The sequence below is a fragment of the Roseateles aquatilis genome, from assembly GCF_002205645.1.
In the GTDB taxonomy this organism is placed as follows: Bacteria; Pseudomonadota; Gammaproteobacteria; order Burkholderiales; family Burkholderiaceae_C; genus Roseateles; species Roseateles aquatilis.
The window spans coordinates 179,872-196,461 of record NZ_NIOF01000010.1; the positions used below are offsets into that span (position 1 = coordinate 179,872).

The 16,590-nt window shown below is 70.5% G+C and carries 14 protein-coding genes; 9 read left to right on the top strand and 5 right to left on the bottom strand.

What is annotated here, in order from left to right; translation table 11 throughout:
• Positions 1-125 precede the first annotated feature (125 nt).
• The 6 genes from CDN99_RS19655 (at position 126) to CDN99_RS19680 (ending at position 4,258) form a co-directional block, all read left to right on the top strand.
• Positions 126-806, top strand: a complete 681-nt coding sequence (locus tag CDN99_RS19655; RefSeq protein WP_088386587.1) for a class I SAM-dependent methyltransferase — start codon at positions 126-128, stop codon at positions 804-806.
• Between the two features lie 155 nt (positions 807-961).
• A complete protein-coding gene (locus tag CDN99_RS19660) occupies positions 962-1,471 on the top strand; it encodes a hypothetical protein (protein ID WP_141100877.1) in 510 nt (169 codons plus the stop codon).
• 23 nt (positions 1,472-1,494) lie between these two features.
• Positions 1,495-1,965 (top strand): helix-turn-helix domain-containing protein, encoded by a 471-nt coding sequence (locus CDN99_RS19665; RefSeq protein WP_158218895.1) that lies wholly within the window; start codon positions 1,495-1,497, stop codon positions 1,963-1,965.
• Positions 1,955-2,530, top strand: a complete 576-nt coding sequence (locus tag CDN99_RS19670; protein WP_141100878.1) for a hypothetical protein — start codon at positions 1,955-1,957, stop codon at positions 2,528-2,530. Before CDN99_RS19665 ends, CDN99_RS19670 begins: the two co-directional genes overlap by 11 nt.
• A gap of 73 nt (positions 2,531-2,603) precedes the next feature.
• Positions 2,604-3,632 carry a VTT domain-containing protein gene (locus CDN99_RS19675; RefSeq protein WP_088386591.1) on the top strand — a complete coding sequence of 343 codons (1,029 nt, stop codon included), beginning with the start codon at positions 2,604-2,606 and terminating at the stop codon, positions 3,630-3,632.
• Positions 3,633-3,685: 53 nt separating this feature from the next.
• On the top strand, positions 3,686-4,258 hold the full coding sequence (locus tag CDN99_RS19680; protein WP_202820297.1) for a 3'-5' exonuclease: 573 nt from the start codon (positions 3,686-3,688) through the stop codon (positions 4,256-4,258).
• A gap of 17 nt (positions 4,259-4,275) precedes the next feature.
• On the opposite strand, the gene CDN99_RS19685 is transcribed toward CDN99_RS19680, so the two are convergent.
• The 5 genes from CDN99_RS19685 to CDN99_RS19705 all read right to left on the bottom strand — a co-directional run bounded on the left by CDN99_RS19685 (position 4,276) and on the right by CDN99_RS19705 (position 11,003).
• Positions 4,276-6,588 (bottom strand): diguanylate cyclase domain-containing protein, encoded by a 2,313-nt coding sequence (locus tag CDN99_RS19685; RefSeq protein ID WP_088386592.1) that lies wholly within the window; start codon positions 6,586-6,588, stop codon positions 4,276-4,278.
• A gap of 31 nt (positions 6,589-6,619) precedes the next feature.
• Entirely contained in the window at positions 6,620-6,877 is a 258-nt protein-coding gene (locus tag CDN99_RS19690; RefSeq protein WP_088386593.1) for a cysteine-rich CWC family protein, read from the bottom strand.
• A 152-nt stretch (positions 6,878-7,029) separates the two neighbouring features.
• Positions 7,030-8,589, bottom strand: coding sequence for a malonate--CoA ligase (locus CDN99_RS19695; RefSeq protein ID WP_088386594.1), 1,560 nt, complete (start codon positions 8,587-8,589; stop codon positions 7,030-7,032).
• Positions 8,590-8,644: 55 nt separating this feature from the next.
• Positions 8,645-9,649 (bottom strand): Bug family tripartite tricarboxylate transporter substrate binding protein, encoded by a 1,005-nt coding sequence (locus CDN99_RS19700; RefSeq protein WP_088386595.1) that lies wholly within the window; start codon positions 9,647-9,649, stop codon positions 8,645-8,647.
• Positions 9,650-9,716: 67 nt separating this feature from the next.
• Positions 9,717-11,003 carry a malonyl-CoA decarboxylase domain-containing protein gene (locus CDN99_RS19705; RefSeq protein WP_088386596.1) on the bottom strand — a complete coding sequence of 429 codons (1,287 nt, stop codon included), beginning with the start codon at positions 11,001-11,003 and terminating at the stop codon, positions 9,717-9,719.
• A gap of 229 nt (positions 11,004-11,232) precedes the next feature.
• On the opposite strand from CDN99_RS19705, the gene CDN99_RS19710 reads away from it, so the two are divergent.
• The 3 genes from CDN99_RS19710 (at position 11,233) to CDN99_RS19720 (ending at position 16,416) form a co-directional block, all read left to right on the top strand.
• Positions 11,233-12,882 (top strand): sigma-54 interaction domain-containing protein, encoded by a 1,650-nt coding sequence (locus CDN99_RS19710; RefSeq protein WP_088386597.1) that lies wholly within the window; start codon positions 11,233-11,235, stop codon positions 12,880-12,882.
• A 174-nt stretch (positions 12,883-13,056) separates the two neighbouring features.
• Entirely contained in the window at positions 13,057-14,733 is a 1,677-nt protein-coding gene (locus tag CDN99_RS29660) for a methyl-accepting chemotaxis protein (protein WP_088386598.1), read from the top strand.
• 492 nt (positions 14,734-15,225) lie between these two features.
• Entirely contained in the window at positions 15,226-16,416 is a 1,191-nt protein-coding gene (locus CDN99_RS19720; RefSeq protein WP_088386691.1) for a substrate-binding domain-containing protein, read from the top strand.
• Positions 16,417-16,590 lie beyond the last annotated feature (174 nt).

Genomic DNA, 16,590 nt, shown 5'->3' on the forward strand with positions numbered 1-16,590 from the left:
GATCCACGCCCGCGTCCTGACACCTGGGGCGTTGTGCAGTCCCTCCCTTAGGGGTTCCAGTGGTCACGGGCACTCGCTAAGCTGCGCGCACCGGCGAGGGGCATTCCCTCGCCGCCGGAGGTCCCATGCCGAACGCCAGCCCCCTGGTCCGCACCGATTACCCCCACCTGGCCCGCCGGGAGATGCTGGCCTTCCTGCCGCAGGAGTGCCTGCGCGTGCTGGACGTGGGCTGCAACACCGGCGCGTTCGGCGAGGCCGTCAAGCAGACACGGCCCGGCGTCGAGGTCTGGGGCGTCGAACCCGACATCGGCGCCGCCGACCGCGCCCGCGGCCATCTGGACCGTGTGTTGCAGGGCTTCTTCGGCACCGACCTGCCGCTGCCCGAGCGTCACTTCCACGCCATCGTCTTCAACGACGTGCTGGAGCACATGCCCGATCCCTGGGCCGCGTTGAACCATGCGCAACCGCTGCTGGCACCGGGCGGCGTGGTGCTGGTGTCGCTGCCCAACCTGCTGCACATCGACACCCTCTGGCCGCTGGTCCGCAACCGCGACTTCCGCTACGAGAGCACCGGCGTGCGCGACCGCACCCACCTGCGTTTCTTCACCCGCACCAGCGCGCTGCGGATGCTCGACGAATGCGGCTACGAGGTGGTCCGCGTCCAGGGCATCAACGAGCAGTGGTACACGCGCTCGCTGCCCCGCCGCATCACCTACCGGCTCTTCGGCCGGCAGTTGGAGGAGACGAAGTACGTGCAGTACGCCTTCGTGGCGAGGCCGGCGCAGGGGGAGAAGCTGGCGTCTTGAAGTAGTTGTTGGTTCGCTACCGACTGGGACAAGTCGGTTGGGCGGGGAAAGACCAGCATCACGGCGGAAGACGACCCTACGATCCTCCGCGCCGTGGGAGACAAGGTCACGCTGATCGAGCGGATGCCATTTCACGGAATCCGCTTGGTTTAGCTATGACTAAACAGATCGTATACTGCCATTTCACCGAGATCAGGCCCGAGCAGTTCGAGGAGTCCTCCCCCGGCCCCCCCGCGTCACCAAACGTCAGCCGCTTCAGGGTGACTTCCGAATGTGCCGAGGCCGATCCGGACAGCGCAGAGATCTGGACGCAGATCCAGGCGCTGCCCAGCCAGGTGCATCAGCGCGTCGCGATCGCCGCGCTGTTGATGCTGGTGAAGGTCGCTCAAGGCGGCCAGCCGTTGACCCAGGCGTTCGACAAGAAGGCACTGCATGAAACGCACGCGTTCCGGAGCTCGGTGTCCGGCAAGGTCGAAAGGATCTGGCGTCTGCGCCGGGGCGACATCAGGCTGCTGTTCTATTACGCGCAGGATCGGGTGGTCTTGCTCAGCACCATCCTGGTCAAGCTTCGGGACCGACTGACGGTGGGTGAGCAACTGGCGGCGGAGGGCGCCGTCGATCGTTTTCTGGAAGCCCGGCAGCGACGGCTGCTGCGCTGGGTTTGATGGGCTGTTTCAACGGAGTGCCAATGTCTCGGGAAGCCTTGTTTACCTCCCTCCGGGAGGATTCCGATGAGTTCCAGAACGAGTTGGCTCGCGTGGCCGTGGCGGCGGATCTGAACGTCCTGCTGTCCGAGTCGGACCTTTCCCGGTCCGAGCTGGCCGCGCGAATGGGATGGACACGAGCCCGCGTCACGCAGGTCCTGTCTGGCGAGGCCAACCTGACCATCGACACGGTCGCCGCCGTCGCCAGGGCCTTGGGGCATTCGTTCGATCTTGTGTTCCGAGAACGGAACGCGCCACGCATGGTTCAACCGTGGGAACGCGGCCGGCCGGTGGAGCTTCAGGACGACCGCGACGCGATTGAATTCCCCACGGCCACGGCGTCGAATGCGCAGGTCATCCATTCCCGGTGGAGGCGCGTGCCGGTGGTCAGCGAGCTGGTCGAGGAACGCGTGAAGACCGACGAGGGGACGCCGGAGTGGGCACATGCAGCCTAGTCCGCTCCAGCTATTGAGACATGGCCTTGAAGCTGTTCACATCGATGCGGTGACGGACTTCGACAATGGCGAACGCGACGTGGGTTTCGTCGTCAGCCCGGCCAGGATGAAGTTGAGTTCCGAGACCGACGTCCAGGATCTGGGTCACGGCGACGGCTGGGCTGATTTCGGCATCCGGTTCTCGCTGATGTTCCAGCCGAAGGCGCCCAGGTCCCTGCCCTACCAGGGGACGTTGACGATTCAAGGCGTGGTCCGCATGCATGGTGGAGCGACAGGGCTGGAGCGCAAGCGGTTGGCGGTGGTCAACGGCGTCTCGCTTCTGTATGGCGTGGCCCGGGACATGGTCTGCGCGATCACGGGCCGCAGCACGCACGGTCAAATGCTCTTGCCCACGCTGGATTTCCGTGCCCTGGCGGATTCCATCGCCCAGGACCCGCAGGATGGCGAGTCGGCGCCGAAGGCGCGCGCCCGTGCTCGCGCTGAATCCCCATCGACCGCCGGCCCGCCCGCGAACAAGGCCCGGCGGCGACGTGTCGCTCCGGCGGCGGCTCGCGGCGTCAAATAGCCGACCCTGCGGCGGCGCCCCCTAATCGCCCCACCGCCAACGGGCGTCTTCGCCAGCCGCGACAATCGCGGCCATGCGCGCCCTGATCGATCTGCTGGTCCAGCACGACTTCCTGCTCGTCTTCCTCGTGACGCTGGCGGCCCGCATCGGCGCGCCGGTGCCGGCGGCGCCGCTGCTGGTGGTCGCGGGCGGACTGGCGGCGGGGGGGCGGATCTCGGCGCTGTCGCTGGTCACCGCCGCGGTGCTGGCCAATGTCATCGGCGACGCCATCTGGTTCATCGCCGGCCGCAGCTACGGCCACCGCGTGCTGCGGCTGCTGTGCCGCGTCTCCCTCTCCCCGGACGTCTGCGTGCGCCAGAGCGAGAGCCTGATCGCCCGCTGGGGCGGCAGCTCCTTGCTGGCCGCCAAGTTCCTGCCCGGCATCTCGGTCGTCGCCGCGCCGATGGCCGGCGCGCTCGGCATGGGCTGGCGCCGCTTCATCGCCTACGACGCGATCGCCGGGCTGGTCTGGAGCCTGTGTTTCCTCGGCCTGGGCCTGGTCTTCAGCAACCAGATCCAGGACGTGCTGGACGCGCTGTCCAACGCCGGCATGGTGGCCCTGGCCGCCCTGGGCGTGGTGCTGGCGCTGCTGGTCGGAAACCGTTGGTGGCGCCGCCGCCGGATGGCCCGGCTGCAGGGCGAGGTCGAGCGCATCAGCGTCGAGGACGCCGCCGCGCTGATCGACCAGGACATGGCCCCGCTGTTCATCGACGTGCGCAGCGACGCCGGCCGCGCCGCCGACCCGCGCACGCTGCCGGGCGCGCTCAACATCCCGCTGCCGCGCCTGGCCGAGTACGCGGACCAGCTCCCCGGCGACCGGCTGCTGGTTCTCTACTGCAACTGCCCGAATGAAATCTCCGCTGTGAACGGCGCGCACCAGTTGATCGCACGCGGCCATCCGCGCGTGCTGGCGCTGGACGGCGGCCTGGACGGGTGGGATGCCTTGCAGCGGCGCCGCATCCGAGACCGGGGCGACCGGGGCGATCACGGCGGGCAGGGCGGCCAGGAGGGCCGCAAGAACGATCCGGTGGAGCCGCCGTCCCCCCATCCGGCCGTCCCCTGATTGAAGGAGGCCCGGGTCGCGGGCGCTGGCCCGGCGCTTGCATACTCGCGGACATGCTCGCCCTTGCTCCCGCGCCCGTCGTGGCCCCCACCATCCTGGACGTGGAAGCTTCAGGATTCGGGCGGGGCAGTTACCCGATCGAGATCGGTTTCGTGGAGGCCACCGGCCTGCCGTTCTGCTCGCTGATCCAGCCCGCGCCCGACTGGCTTCATTGGGACGGGGCGGCCGAATCGCTGCACGGCATCTCCCGTGAGCTGCTGCTGCGTCACGGCCGCCCGCGGGAATGGGTCGCGCAGGAGATCAACACCCGCCTGGCCGGCCAGACCGTCTATTGCGACAGCTGGGGGCACGACTACAGCTGGCTGTCGACGCTGTTCGAGAGCGTCGGCATCACCCCGCGCTTCCGGCTCGAGGACGTGCGGCGGCTGCTGAGCGAGGACGAGGCCGGCCGCTGGGCCGTCGTCCAGCAGGAAGTCCGCGCCGAGGCGCGCCTGCGCCGCCATCGCGCCAGCGCCGATGCCAAGGTGCTGCAGATGACGCTGATGCGCATCAAGCACGGCGGCTCCACGCCCACGGCCACGCTGAACGGCCAGGATCCCGAGGCCTTCGGCAACTGCGGCGGTTGATCCGCCCCCCGATTCGTTCAGCCCGGCTGACCCTGAGGCCGCCCGGCGCAGAGGCTGCCGCTGGCCTGGCCTCGCCCGGCGCGCTTGGCGCGGTACAGCTGCTCGTCGGCCTGCATGACCAGCGCGTCGATGCGGACCTCCCGTGCCCACTGCACGCAGAAACCGACGCTGGCGCCGATGCGCAGCTCCAACGCCCCGATGCGGAACGGCATCGCCAACGCGTGCACCAGCTTGTCGGCGACGACCCGCGCATCCTCGGGCTTGGCGACGTGGTGCAGGAAGACTGCGAACTCGTCGCCGCCCAGCCGCGCCACCAGGTCCTGCGGGCGCAGCGCGTGGCGCAGCCGGCCGGCCACCGCCTTCAGCAGCGCGTCGCCGACCGGGTGGCCGTACTCGTCGTTGACCGGCTTGAAACGATCCAGGTCCATGTAGAGCAGGGCGACCAGCTCGCCCCGGTCACTCGCCCGCCGCAGCGCCGCGTCGACATAGGCCGAGAAACCGGCGCGGTTCAGCAGCTCGGTCAACGGGTCGGTGTTGGATGCCTTCAGCAGTCGCATCTGCTCCTGCTTCACCTCGGTGACGTCGCGCGCCACGCCGTAGGCGCCGATGATGGTGCCGGCGTCGCTGAGCAACGGCGCGTAGCTGAGCTCGATGTAGCGCGCGTCGCCGCGGCCGTCGGCGTTGACGTCCAGCGGCATGGGCCGGCTGGCTTCGTCGCGCATGTCGTCCTCGCGCATCTCGATCACGCTGGCCTCGCCCGCGAAGGCGCGCAGGATCAGCGGGCGCACCGCGGCGTAGCGATCGCCGAGCAGCTCCTGGGCGCCGCGGCCGACCCAGGACCGGTGCGCGATGTCGAAACGCTGCTCGAAGGCCTTGTTGCAGAACAGCACCCGCTCGTCGCTGTCCACGGCCAGCATCATGACCGCCACGCTCTGCGCCAGCGCGCTCATGACCGCCTGGCTGCGCTCGCGCTCGCGCTCCACGGCCAGCTCGGCGCTGATGTCGGCGACGGTGCCGGCGTGCGCGACGATGTGGCCGTCGATCCGCATCGGCCGCATGCGCAGCGCCACCAGCATCTCGCCGCCGTCGCGGCGCGTCAGCCGCCGCACGCGGTCGACCGACTCGCCGGTCGCGGCCAGCGCCGCCCACTGCGCGCGCACCGTCTCGCGCTCGGCCTCGGGCAGGCGCTCCAGCCAGCCCCAGGCGAGCGACGCACGATCCACCTCCAGCAGGCGCAGGTAGGTCTCGTTGGCGTCGACGGTGCGGCCCGACAGATCGCAGCGGAACAGCCCCATCGGCGACGCGTCGGAGGTGGCCTGGCGTTCCGCCTCGCGCAGCCGCGCCCGCGCCTGCACCCGCGTGAACCAGGCCATCAGCCCGATGGCGATCGCGCTGACCAGCATGGAGAAGCCCAGCACCACGCGCCGCTGCTTCAGGTAGCCGGCGAGGATGCGGTCGCGCTCGAAGGAGACGAACAGCCGCAGCGGATAGTCCTGCAGCGAGCGGTAGGCGACGATGCGGTCGAGGCCGTCGACCGGGCTCTCGGCCACCAGAAAACGACCGCTGGCCGGCGCGTCGGGCGGCAGCACCCGGCCGCCGCGCAGATCCTTCAGGTTGCGGCCCAGCAGCCCGGCGATCTCGGGCCAGCGCGCCATCGCGACGCCGTCCTTGCGCTCCAGGAAGATCGCCATGCCGGTGCGCATGATGCGCGGGCGATAGAGCTTCAGCAGGCCGTCGAGGTCGAGGAAGGCGACGACGGTGTCGAACTCCCCGGCGCGGGCGCTCAGCCGCGTCGCCATCGGCAGCACGAGGTGGGCGCCCTCGCGCAGCCGCAGCGGCGCGCCGATGACGATGCCGGGGCCGCCCGGCCGGCGCAACGCCGTCAGGAAACTGTCGGGCCCCAGTGTCAGGTAGGGCTCGCCGGTGACCGACGGGATGCGCCACAGGCGCCCGTCGGTGTTGGCCAGCATCACGTCGGTCATGCCGCGCGCGCTGTCGCGCATCGTGTCGGCCAGCAGCGAGACGGTGGCGTCGCGGTCCTGCGCCTCGGGCTTGCGCGTCAGCATCAGCAGGTCGATGGTGCGCAGGTTGCCCTCGGTCTCGCGCAGCAGCACCTCGGTCTCCAGCGCGGCGTTCTGGGCGACGCTCTCCAGGTCGTCCTGCAGGTCCTGCACCAGCGAGCGCGGATAGACCAGCGCGAACCAGCCCACCAGCGCCCACAGCACGATCAGCACCAGCCCGAGCGCCAGGAACGGCCCGAGCACCAGCACGCGCACCCGTTTCATGTCGAGGCGGGCGGCGATGGACTGGCTGAACAGCGAGGAAGGCATCGACGCGATTGTGGCCGTGCGTCGTACGGTCTCAAACGTCCAACAGCGGGGACGGTGGCTGGTTTTTCGGCGGCTCCGGGACCTGGCTGTCCGGATCGTCGGCCGCCAGCTCGGCCAGGCAGCGCAGGCACAGGCAGCGGTCCGGCCAGCGCGCGCGCAGATCGCGCTTCAAGGACTCGCCCAGCCGCAGGCCGAAACACGCGCACCAGCCCTCGTCCACCCCGCAATGGAAACCGCCGCCGCAGCGCGGGCAGGCGGCGTTGTCGAGGGGCGTTGCGGCGGCTGGCATCGAAGGGCGGGCAAGGGAGCGGGCGACGCCGTCACTGTAGCGGCTGGAACCGGGCCCGAGGGCGCGGGACTGATCGGGCTTCTTCCACTGTCAGGAGCGCGCCGATGTTCTGGCCTTTCTTCGGGTTCATCTGAACCTCGTCCGTCTCCCTGTCACACGAACAATCCGCGGTGCCGTTCCCGTAACAGGTTTTTCTGCACCTTGCCCATCGCGTTGCGTGGGAGCTCGTTCTCCACGAACACGCGCTTGGGCACCTTGAAATTGGCGATGCGGTCCTTCAGCGCCGCGATCACCGCGGCGCCCTCCACCTGCGCTCCCGGACGCGGCACGACCACCGCGATCACCGCCTCGCCGAAGTCCGGATGCGGCACGCCCACGACCGCCGATTCCGCCACGCCCGGCAGCTCGTTGAGCCAGCCCTCGATCTCGGCCGGATAGACGTTGTAGCCACCGCTGATGATCAGGTCCTTGCTGCGGCCGACGATGGTCACGTAGCCGCGCTCGTCGCGCCGCCCGACATCGCCGGTCTTGAACCAGCCATCGGCGGTGAACTCCTCCCGGGTCTTCTCCGGCATGCGCCAGTAGCCCGCGAAGACGTTGGGCCCCGTCACCTGGATGTGGCCGATCTCGCCGTCGCCGGTCGACGGGCACGGCTCGCCCGCGTCGTCGAGCACGCGCAGGCCGACGCCCGGCAGCGGGAAACCCACGGTGCCGCCGAGGCGGTCGCCGTCCTCGGCCCGATAGGGGTTGGAGGTCAGCATGACGGTCTCGCTCATGCCGTAGCGCTCCAGGATCGTGTGACCGGTGCGGTCCCGCCAGGCCTGGAAGGTCTCGATCAGCAACGGCGCGGAGCCGCTGATGAAGAGCCGCATCCGCGCGCAGGCCTCGCGCGTCAGCGTGGCCTGTTCGAGCATGCGCACGTACAGCGTCGGCACGCCCATGAACAGCGTCGCGTCGGGCAGCCGCGCGATCACCGCGCGCGGATCGAAGCGGTTGAACCACAGCATCTTCGCTCCCGCCAGCAGCGCGCCGTGCGACGCGACGAACAGGCCGTGCACGTGGAAGATCGGCAGCGCGTGGATCAGTACGTCGTCGGCGCGCCAGCCCCAGCAATGCTTCAGCACCTGGGCGTTGGACAGCAGGTTGCCGTGGCTCAGCATCGCGCCCTTGCTGCGCCCGGTCGTGCCGCTGGTGTAGAGGATCGCGGCCAGATCGTCGGCCTTGCGCTCGGCCGGCTGGTGCCGGTCGCTCATCTGCACCGCGCGGTCCAGCAGCGTGCCGCGGCGGTCCTCGTCGAGCGTGAAGACCCACGGCACCTTGGCCTGGAACGCCAGCTTGCTGACCCAGCCGAAATTCCTGCCAGCGCAGACGACGACGGCCGGCTCCGCGTTGTCGATGAAGTACGAGAGCTCGGCCGCCTGGTAGGCCGTGTTCAGCGGCAGGTAGACGTAGCCGGCGCGCAGCACCGCGAGGTACAGCAGCAGCGCCTCGACGCTCTTCTCCGTCTGCACCGCGACGCGGCTGCCGGCCGGCAGGTCCAGCGAGTCCAGCAGGTTGGCGATCATCGCGGTGGCGCGGTCGATGTCGCGCCAGCTGTAGCGCTGGCCGGCGCCGGCACCGGCCTCGCCGTCCGCGACCTCGATCGCGCACGCGTCCAGGTCCTCGGCGAAGTTGGCGCGCAGCGCCACGAACAGGTTGGCGTTCATTTCCATCGAAACATCCATCGATCCATCCCTCGGTCCATCGATCGGCCGGCGTGTCGGCCCGTCAATCCAGTTTCGCACCGCTGCTCTTCACCACCTCCGCCCAGCGCACCACCTCGCCGTGCACGAACTTGCCGAAGGCGTCGCCGTACAGGCTGGGCGTGTCGGTGCCCAGGCCGGTCCAGATGTTGCGCAGCTCCTCGGTGGCCAGGGCCTTGCGCAGCTCGGCCTGCATCGCGGCGATGATTTCCTTGGGCGTGCCCTTGGGCGCCCACAGGCCGTACCAGGTGGCGACCTGGTAGTTGGGGATGCCGGCCTCGACCGCGCTGGGGATGTCCGGGAAGCCCGGCGCGCGCTTGGCCGACGCCACCGCCAACGCCTTGATGCGCCCACCGCGGATGTGCGCCGCCGACGAGCCCAGGCCGTCGAACATCAGGTCCACCTGGCCCGCCATCAGGTCCTGCAGCGCGGGGCCGGCGCCGCGGTAGGGGATGTGCGTGATGAAGGTCTTGGTCTGGAGCTTGAACAGCTCGCCCGCCAGGTGGTGCGAGGTGCCGTTGCCGGCCGACCCGTAGTTCAGCTTGCCGGGATTGGCGCGCAACTGCTCCAGCAATCCCTTGACGTCGGTGGCGTGCACGCGGGTCGGGTTGACGACGATGACCTGCGGCACGCTGGAGATCAGGCCCACCGGGATGAAGTCCTCCTCCAGCCGGTAGTCCAGCTTGGGATACATCGCCGGCGCGATCGCGTGATGGACCGCGCCCATGAAGAAGGTGTAGCCGTCGGGCTGGGCCTTGGACGCGATCGTCGCGCCCACCGTGCCGCCGGCGCCGCCCTTGTTGTCGATGATGAACTGTTTGCCGGTCTGCTTGGTCAGCACGGCGGTCAGCGGCCGGGCGAAGGCGTCGGTGCCGCCGCCGGCCGGGAAGGGCACCACGATCACCACCGGCCGGGTGGGCCATGCGTTCTGCGCGAAGGCCGCGGGCGCGACGCCGAGGACGGCGCTGCCCAGCGCCGTGGCGGCGCAGGCGCCGAGCAGACGGCGCCGGGCCGGGGAAGGATGCGTCATGGCATGTCTCCTGTGAGCCTCTGCGGGCTTCTGGTGGGGGGAAGAAAACTGCGCGTGCCGCCGGCCGTCACAGCAGGGTGCCGACGCCGCGCGAGAAGGCGATCTCTCCCTGCATGAAGGCCTCGTGGTGGCCCTCGATGCGGTCGAGGTCGTACAGGTAGTTGACCATCAGCCCGTGCGACTGCCTCAGGCCCTTGGCCGAGCGGTCGCCGCCGATGTTGAGCCGCTCCAGGCGCGCGCCGTTGTCCAGGTGGAAACGCGCCACCGGATCGCCGCCGGGGCGCGGCGTTTGCGCGATCAGGTAGACGGCGGCGAGCCGGCGCAGGTCGGCCTGCAGCGCCTCGTCGCTGAGCGCGGCCGGGCTGGCGAGCGCCGCCGCCGAGTGGTGCCGCACCCGCTCCAGCGCCTGCGCCGCGCGCTCCGCCTGCGGGCGCTTGAGTCCAGGCAGGGCATCCGGCCCCGTCAGCGCCGGCGCTCCCTGCAGCCATGCCGCGAAGCCGGGAATGGGCGACAGCGTGCAGAACAGCTTGAGCCGAGGCAGCTCGCGCTGCAGGTGCTCGGCCACGCGCTTGATCAGGAAGTTGCCCAGCGAGACGCCGCGCAGCCCAGGCTCGCAGTTGCTGATGGAGTAGAAGATCGCTGCCTTGTAGCTGGCGGGAGGCATCGGGTCGCTGCGCTTCTCGATCAGCGGTGCGATCGCGTCGGGCATGTCGGGCAGCAGCGCGATCTCGACGAAGATCAGCGGCTCGTTGGGCAACTGCGGATGGAAGAAGGCGAACAGCCGCCGGTCCGGCAGCAGCCGCCGGCGCAGGTCGTCCCAGCCGTCGATCGCGTGGACGGCCTCGTGATGAATGATCTGCTCCAGCAGCCGCGCGGGGGAGTTCCAGTCGACCTGCCGCATCTCCAGGAAGCCCGGGTTGAACCACGACGACAGCAGGTGCAGCAGGTCGGCGTCGACGATGCGCCAGTCGTCGTGGCCCTTCAGGCCGTCGAGCAGGCGTCGGCGCATGCGCACCAGCGTCGCGGTGCCGCCGGGCGCGCGGTTCAGGCGGCGGAAGAGCTCCTGCCGCGGCGGCTCGCTGACGGCGGTCAGCGCCAGCAGCGCGTCCCCGTCGGGCGTGGCCGCATAGGCCTGCGCGGCGCGCAGCACCTGCGCCGGGTCGGGATTGAAATCGGCGGCCAGCTTGTCGAAGACGATCGGCCAGGCTTGCGCCGGCAGCGTGCCCATCTTCTCGATCAGGTCGCCCGCGAGCCCCAGGCTGTTCGCCTGCCCGCGTTCCGACAGCAGCTTGTGCGCGAGCCCCAGCACCTGCCGTGCCGCGCGCGCCGAGGTCCAGGAGTCGACGATGGCCATGAGGGCGGTTTATAGCGTCATCGCCGCGGTGAGCCATGCGGGCCTTCCCAGGGGCGGGCGAGCACCGACCGTCGACGGGGATCCGGTGGGCGGACGCCGACATTCCCTGGTGGCGACCGATGCCCGGCGGCGCGGCGCGCTGCTACATTGGTCCGCATCAGATTCGCGGTCGCGGCTCCCCGGAGCGGCCGGCACGCGGGCATCGGGCGGATTGCCCAGGAGACAAGCGATGAACGACATTCCTCAGGACGCCGAGGCCGTGCTGCGCCTGGCCGCGCAGTCCATGTTCGACGTGCTGGCCAGTACCGCGCAGGGCGCGATGGTGGTCAACCGCGAGCACCGCGTCGTCTGGATCAGCGAGGGCTACAAGCGCTTCCTGCCGGCGCTGGGTTTCCGCGACGAGTCCGAGTTCGTCGGACGCCGTGTCGAGGAGGTGGTGCCCAACACGCTGATGGCGCAGGTCATCGACACCGGCCAGCCCATCCTGGTGGACCTGCTGACCAACAAGGCGGGCACCTTCCTCGTCAGCCGGCTGCCGCTGCGCGGGCCGGGCGGGGACGTGATCGGCGCGATGGGCATGGTGCTGCTGGACCACCCCGAGACGACGATGCAGCCGTTGATGACCAAGTTCGCGTGCCTGCAGGCGGAGCTGGACGAAACCCGCCGGCAGCTTGCCGCCGAGCAATCGCGCAACCGCCGGCCCAAGCACCGCATCATCGACTTCGTCGGCGCCAGCGCCGCCGCGCTGGACGTCAAGCGCCAGGCGCGCCGCGTCGCGCAGACCGACGCGACGGTGCTGCTGCTGGGCGAGACCGGCACCGGCAAGGAGCTGCTCGCGCATGCCATCCATGCGGCCTCGCGGCGCGCGGCGCGGCCGCTGGTGTCGGTGAACATCGCGGCGGTGCCGGAGACGCTGCTGGAGGCGGAGTTCTTCGGCGTCGCGCCGGGGGCCTACACCGGCGCCGAGCGCAAGGGCCGCGACGGCAAGTTCAAGCTGGCCGACGGCGGCACCCTGTTCCTCGACGAGATCGGCGACATGCCGGCCGCGCTGCAGGCCAAGCTGCTGCGCGTGTTGCAGGAGCAGGAGCTGGAGCCGCTGGGCAGCAACGAGGTGGTGAAGGTGGACGTGCGCGTGATCGCCGCCACCAGCCGCGACCTGGCGGCCATGGTGGCGCGCGGCGAGTTCCGCGCCGACCTGTTCTACCGCCTGCACGTGCTGCCGATCCGGCTGCCGTCGCTGCGCGAGCGGGCCGAGGACATCGAGGCGCTGGTGGACGTGCTGCTCGAAGACATCGCCCGGCGCGGTGGCCTCGCGCCCAAGACGCTCGACCCGGGCGCGCTGCGCGCGCTGGCGGCGCAGCGTTGGCCCGGCAATGTGCGGGAGCTGCGCAACGCGCTGGAGCAGGCCTTCCTGATGAGCGACGAGGAGCAACTGGCGCCCGAGCACTTCGGCTTGACCGAGCCGCCGCTCCCGCAGGCACCTCCGACCCTGCCTGGGGCGGGCGCTGGGACCCTGGCGCCAACTGCCGCTGTCGCCGCCATCGGTGCGCCGGCCGTTGGCGCGATCCCGGACGGCGCCAGGGCGATGGAGCGCGCCGACGCCGCCCCTGTCGCGCTCGACGACCCGTCGCTGCCGCAGGCGACGCTGGGCGCGCGCAAGGCCTCGCTCGAGCGCGAGGCGATCGCGCAGGCGCTGCGCCGCACGCACGGCAACCGCATGGCGGCGGCGCGCCTGCTGGCGATCTCGCGCGCCACGCTCTACGAGAAGCTGGGCAAGTATCCGGAGCTGGCCGCGATGGCCGCCGCGATGGCGGCCGCGGCGCCGTCCCGCGCATCGGTGACAGCACCGGCGGCGTGGACCGCGACGGGTCCGGGTTAACGCCACATCCTCACGCCTGGGCCGTTGTTGCGGCGCTTTTTCAGGGTTCCCCGGGCTTGCCCGGCGCCATCCTCCGTGCGCATAGTGCATCGAAGGGAGAGACCCGAAAGGCCATCCGATCGCTGATGGGCGATCGCCGATCGTTGATCGAGGGGCCGGTCCAGGAGATACCGAATGAACGCCTTCTCATCGGCTGGCGCGGCCACCAGCGCCGCGAATGCCGCCATCACGGCGGCGACGACCGCGATCCACGCGGCCCAGGCCGCGCCCGCGCGCGGCGCCTCGATCTCCGCTGCCGGCGCGGGGTCCGGACCGCGTCGGGCCTGGACGCTCGCCACCCGGCTGCGCGTGGCCGTGCTGGCCGCCGTGGTCGGCTTCGTCGTGCTGGTGATGTGGCTGAGCCATCGCTCCGCGATGAGCCTGCTGGACGTGAAGATGATCACCACCGTCGAGCAGGTGAAGAACGCCGAGCAGATCGCCCGGCGCCACTTCGACCGCGTCGGCGCGGGCGGCCTGACCGAGGCCGAGGCCAGGAAGCTGGCGGCGGCGGAGATCGGCAAGATCCGCTACTCCGGCAACGAGTACCTCTGGATCAACGACATGACGCCCAAGATGGTCATGCACCCGATCAAGCCGGAGCTCAACGACAAGGACCTCTCCGGCAACAAGGACCCCAACGGCCTGAAGCTGTTCGTCGCCTTCGTCGACACGGTCAAGGCGCAGGGCAGCGGCTTCGTCGACTACCTGTGGCCCAAGCCCGGATCGAGCGAGCCGGAGCCCAAGCGCTCCTATGTCGCCGGCTTCAAGCCATGGGGCTGGGTGATCGGATCGGGCGTCTACATCGACGACGTGGCCGGCATCGCGCGGCGCGATGGCCTGCTGGCGCTGGGGCTGGTGATCGCCGTGGGCCTGGCCGCGTTGATCGCGGTGGAGTGGTTCGCGCGCGGCCTGAAGCGTCGGCTCGGCCAGATGCGCGAGGTGGTCGAGGCCGTGGCCAACGGCGACCTGCGCGCCCAGGCCGTCGACGGCCGGCAGGACGAGATCGGCGACGTGCTGACCCAGGTCACGGCGATGCAGGCGCGGCTCAGCGAGCTGGTGCGCGCGATCCGCGACGCCACCGATTCGATCCAGCACGCCTCGCGCGAGGTCGCGATGGGCAGCCAGGACCTGTCGCAGCGCAGCGAGCAGGCGGCGTCCAGCCTGCAGCAGACGGCCGCCTCGATGCAGGAGCTGACGCAGCAGGTGACGCATTCGTCGCAGGCGGCGCAGCAGACCAACCAGCTGGCGCTGGGCGCGGCCGATCGCGCGCGCCGGGGGGCGGACGCGATGGGCGAGGTGGTGAAGACGATGGACGGCATCGCCGGCTCCAGCCGCAAGATCGCCGACATCATCTCGGTCATCGACGGCGTGGCGTTCCAGACCAACATCCTGGCGCTGAACGCGGCGGTCGAGGCCGCGCGGGCCGGCGAGCAGGGCCGCGGTTTCGCCGTCGTCGCCAGCGAGGTGCGGGCGCTGGCGCAGCGCAGCGGCAACGCGGCCAAGGAGATCCGGGCGCTGATCAACGACTCGGTGTCGCGCGTGGACGCGGGCAGCGCGCAGGTCGGCCGCGCGGGCGAGACGATGGGGCAGATCCTGCAGTCGGTGCAGCAGGTCTCGGGCACCGTGGCCGAGATCAGCCAGTCCAGCGCCGGCCAGACCGACGGGCTGGCGCAGATCAACCAGGCGGTCGCCCATCTGGACGACATGACGCAGCAGAACGCCGCGCTGGTCGAGCAGACCGCCGCCGCGGCCGAGTCGTTGCAGCAGCAGGCGCGGGTGCTCAACGAGCAGGTGGCGACCTTCCGCACCTGATCCACCGATCGGGCGCCGGGCGCCGGGCCAGGCGCGCATGCACTGCCCTGCCGCACGTGACTGTGCCGATCGGGGGCCGCCCCAGCGCATGCGGACGCGAGCCTGTGGGAAGTCCGCAGGGCCGGGCTCAACATGGGCCGCCCCAGCGCATGCGGGCGTGAGGGGCGCGGCCGAAGCGGTCCCGCGCCGGCTCGTTGTCCGGAATCCAGGCAGTGCCTGGACTTCGGACGGTCGCGCCGTCCTGGTCCGCAGGTGCTGTCCGGATTCCGGCCGGCGAAGCACCCCGTGACTTCGGGTCAACCCGGACAGGACACCCGCGCGCGCAGGCCGCAGAGGCCCGCGCGCGGCCCGGCACGGGCCTTGCGAAGGCAGGTACCGAGACCGGCGAACGACCGGTCCGTCCACCCCAGGAGACAAGGCATGAAGCATGGTTCGGCACGCGCCGCTTTCGGCGTGGCTTTCCGCGTGGCGATCGGCTCGGCATCCCGCCCGATGTCGCGGCCGGCGCTGCGCGCGGCATTGGCGCTGACCGCGGCGCTGGGCATCGCCGCCGGCGCCTGCGCGGCGCCGCAGGAGATCCGCATCGCCCACGTCTACAGCCGCACCGGTCCGCTGGAGGCCTACGGCAAGCAGACGCAGACCGGCTTCCTGATGGGCCTGGACTACGCCACCGGCGGCACGATGACGGTGGCGGGCCGCAAGCTCGTCGTCATCGAGAAGGACGACCAGGGCAAGCCCGACGTCGGCAAGAGCCTGCTGGCCGCGGCCTACGGCGACGACAAGGCGGACATCGCCGTCGGGCCGTCGTCGTCCGGCGTCGCGCTGGCGCTGCTGCCGGTCGCCGAGGAGTACAAGAAGATCCTGCTGGTGGAGCCCGCCGTCGCCGACTCCATCACCGGCGACAAGTGGAACAAGTACATCTTCAGGACCGGGCGCAACAGCTCGCAGGACGCGATCTCCAACGCCGTCGCGCTGGACCGGCCCGGCACGGTGATCGCCACGCTGGCGCAGGACTACGCCTTCGGTCGCGACGGCGTGAAGGCCTTCAAGGACGCCGTCAAGAAGGCCCGGATCGTCCATGAGGAGTACCTGCCCACCACCACGACCGACTTCACCGCCGGCGCGCAGCGGCTGATCGACAAGCTCAAGGACCAGCCCGGCCGCAAGGTGATCTTCATCATCTGGGCCGGCGCCGGCAACCCGTTCAAGATCGCCGACCTGGACCTGAAGCGCCACGGCATCGAGATCGCCACGGGCGGCAACATCCTGCCGGCGATGGCCGCGTACAAGGCGCTGCCTGGCATGGAGGGCGCGACCTACTACTACTTCGGCATTCCGAAGAATCCGGTCAACGAGTGGCTGGTCGCCAACCATTACAAGCAGTTCAAGGCGCCGCCCGACTTCTTCACCGCCGGCGGCATGAGCGCGGCGATCGCCATCGTCGAGGCGCTCAAGAAAACCGGCGGCGACACCGCCACGCCCAGGCTGATCAAGGCGATGGAGGGCATGAGTTTCGAGACGCCCAAGGGTCGCATGACCTTCCGCGCCGAGGACCACCAGGCGATGCAGTCGATGTACCACTTCAAGATCAAGGTCGACCCGGCTTTCCCCTGGGGCGTGCCCGAGCTGGTGCGCGAGATCAAGCCCGAGGAAATGGCCATCCCCCTCCGCAACAAGCGATAGACGGCCTCCGCGCCGAGGTGCCTTGACGCGTCGCCCCGCGCGACGCGAGTGATCCGGTCAATCGCTGCCGCCCGCGACCCGCTCGCAATCCGGTCGCCAACCCCAATGGCGACGGGTCGCGGCGCGGCCGGCGACCCGCCGATCTTCCCTTCGACGATCCCGACAACCTGGAGG

Coding starts and splice junctions, on each gene's coding strand:
- CDN99_RS19700 (WP_088386595.1), bottom strand. CDS start 9,649: ATGACGCATCCTTCCCCGGCCCGGCGCCGTCTGCTCGGCGCCTGCGCC.
- CDN99_RS19680 (WP_202820297.1), top strand. CDS start 3,686: ATGCTCGCCCTTGCTCCCGCGCCCGTCGTGGCCCCCACCATCCTGGAC.
- CDN99_RS19705 (WP_088386596.1), bottom strand. CDS start 11,003: ATGGCCATCGTCGACTCCTGGACCTCGGCGCGCGCGGCACGGCAGGTG.
- CDN99_RS19720 (WP_088386691.1), top strand. CDS start 15,226: ATGTCGCGGCCGGCGCTGCGCGCGGCATTGGCGCTGACCGCGGCGCTG.
- CDN99_RS29660 (WP_088386598.1), top strand. CDS start 13,057: ATGAACGCCTTCTCATCGGCTGGCGCGGCCACCAGCGCCGCGAATGCC.
- CDN99_RS19665 (WP_158218895.1), top strand. CDS start 1,495: ATGTCTCGGGAAGCCTTGTTTACCTCCCTCCGGGAGGATTCCGATGAG.
- CDN99_RS19660 (WP_141100877.1), top strand. CDS start 962: ATGACTAAACAGATCGTATACTGCCATTTCACCGAGATCAGGCCCGAG.
- CDN99_RS19695 (WP_088386594.1), bottom strand. CDS start 8,589: ATGGAAATGAACGCCAACCTGTTCGTGGCGCTGCGCGCCAACTTCGCC.
- CDN99_RS19710 (WP_088386597.1), top strand. CDS start 11,233: ATGAACGACATTCCTCAGGACGCCGAGGCCGTGCTGCGCCTGGCCGCG.
- CDN99_RS19670 (WP_141100878.1), top strand. CDS start 1,955: ATGCAGCCTAGTCCGCTCCAGCTATTGAGACATGGCCTTGAAGCTGTT.
- CDN99_RS19655 (WP_088386587.1), top strand. CDS start 126: ATGCCGAACGCCAGCCCCCTGGTCCGCACCGATTACCCCCACCTGGCC.
- CDN99_RS19685 (WP_088386592.1), bottom strand. CDS start 6,588: ATGCCTTCCTCGCTGTTCAGCCAGTCCATCGCCGCCCGCCTCGACATG.
- CDN99_RS19675 (WP_088386591.1), top strand. CDS start 2,604: ATGCGCGCCCTGATCGATCTGCTGGTCCAGCACGACTTCCTGCTCGTC.
- CDN99_RS19690 (WP_088386593.1), bottom strand. CDS start 6,877: ATGCCAGCCGCCGCAACGCCCCTCGACAACGCCGCCTGCCCGCGCTGC.